Source organism: Methanoregula sp. (assembly GCF_002835825.1).
Taxonomy (GTDB): Archaea; Halobacteriota; Methanomicrobia; order Methanomicrobiales; family Methanospirillaceae; genus Methanoregula.
Genome location: NZ_PIZH01000434.1, coordinates 1 through 1,724, shown reverse-complemented (window position 1 = coordinate 1,724; position 1,724 = coordinate 1). Strand labels below are relative to the sequence as shown.

The following is a 1,724-nucleotide window of genomic DNA, read 5'->3' as shown; positions in this document are numbered from 1 at the left end:
CCCCAAGAGCGTCAAATCTCTTCCGATTTTTAATAAGGGCGTCATTATTGTCTTCATTCAATGCCAATCCGCGCCGAACTGCCCGAATCCTGATTTCTTTTGCACAAATCTCCCGGATTGACACCCCCCAAATTATCGGTTATATCCCCACTTCCAATGCTATTATGTCAAAGGGGCCCCGGCGACACAGACAAAAAATCCACAAGAAAGGAGACTAGAAAAATGGCAGACTATGTCCAGAAAACCAACATCAAGAGTGCGTCCCGGAAGCTTTCGGAACCGATCGCTGACGTCGACGCATTCAACACGATCGTCCAGTCGATCATCACGGGCAACCCGTTCGGTTGCATCTCATACATGAGCGGGGGAACCAACCACCCGCCGGTAGAGAAGAGCAAGGAGAATTACACGGCAAAGTTCGTGTACCAGAACAACGATGCGAAGAGCGTCGGCACCGGCTCCGAGAGTTACAACTCGATTGCCGGGTTCAAGGCCGGCCTTGCAGCGATCATCGCCGACACGGCCAACATCACGGCGCACGGCGGGATACCGGTCCACGCATCGCAGAACGACACGTTCTCGGCCACACTGAAGTGCTATGACCCTAACGGGGAAATGTACTTTGTCAACCTCACCCGGACCCAGGTAACCATCTCCTCGTATGAGGATGATGCTATCCGCACGAAGATCGAGACCTGGTCGGATGGAGTAGCGGCTCTGGCTTAATCGTTCAGGGAAAAGGCTCGGGAGGTGGAGCTCCCGATAGCCCCATCTCTTTGCAGTCCCCCTGATGGATACCGAACCCTGAAAGGGTGAGGTACGAGAAGAACGAAGTTCTTTAAAAGGAGGTCTTGATGTTATCAATTCCTAATAACCCCCTCCGCACCTTCTGCTGGGGCGTGCTCCATGCGATCGGCATGTTCGATCCCGCGGAGCAGCTGACGGATGAAGACATGCAGGCTGACCCGGCCGGTTACCGGACCTGGTTCTGCCTCGGCGAGGTCTTCATGGCATGCCTCCTTGCGGGGATCATCGCGATTCCCGCAGGGATCTGGTTTGCCGGGCGGACGGAACTGTCGCTTGCGTTCATCGGTTCAGGCGTCCTGTTCCTGCCGCTCTTCGTCTTTGTGCCCCGGCTCATCCGCTATGCTATGAAGGCGGACACGGATGCGGTGCTGGATGCATTCGGCAAAAATGAACAGACAAAGAAGGTCTTCTGGGCCCTGTTCCTCGCCACTGCCGGCCTCGTGCTGGCGCAGGTGGTCGATCCGGTAACAGCGCAGAAGATGGCGGAGATCCTCGCGGGTCTCGTGCCGTAAAATCTCGAAGGTCATCAGACCTGAGAGAAGAGAAGAAGGCAGGGGAGCAAGGAGTAGAACCCCGCTCCTCTCCAGTTTTTTACCCTGTAATCCTCAACAGTCCCCTGCCATCTCCTGAATCAGCACCATCCTGCTTTTCGTACGGATCCGGAAAACCCACACCCGTGACCTCGATCAAATCGGGGAAAATGATCCTCTCATCCTTATGGTAATTCTAAAGGGAAAGGACTCAGTTATATATGCCGGTAAAACCATCACACGGGATTTTACATATCCCAATATTCAGCATACCAAAAGATCATATGATCATATATTAATAACACCCGATCTTAATTTCCTTAAGATTCGTATGAAGAAATCGTGTGCACTTATCATGATCGTCGCCCTCCTGATCGGGGCGTGCAT

2 protein-coding genes are annotated in these 1,724 nt (G+C 53.2%); both read left to right on the top strand.

From position 1 onward, the window contains the following. Positions 1-222: 222 nt before the first annotated feature. Positions 223-726 carry a hypothetical protein gene (locus tag CW742_RS11960; protein WP_292420676.1) on the top strand — a complete coding sequence of 168 codons (504 nt, stop codon included), beginning with the start codon at positions 223-225 and terminating at the stop codon, positions 724-726. Between the two features lie 128 nt (positions 727-854). Further along, on the top strand, positions 855-1,319 hold the full coding sequence (locus CW742_RS11955) for a hypothetical protein (RefSeq protein ID WP_292420674.1): 465 nt from the start codon (positions 855-857) through the stop codon (positions 1,317-1,319). Positions 1,320-1,724 lie beyond the last annotated feature (405 nt).

Coding starts and splice junctions, on each gene's coding strand:
- CW742_RS11960 (WP_292420676.1), top strand. CDS start 223: ATGGCAGACTATGTCCAGAAAACCAACATCAAGAGTGCGTCCCGGAAG.
- CW742_RS11955 (WP_292420674.1), top strand. CDS start 855: ATGTTATCAATTCCTAATAACCCCCTCCGCACCTTCTGCTGGGGCGTG.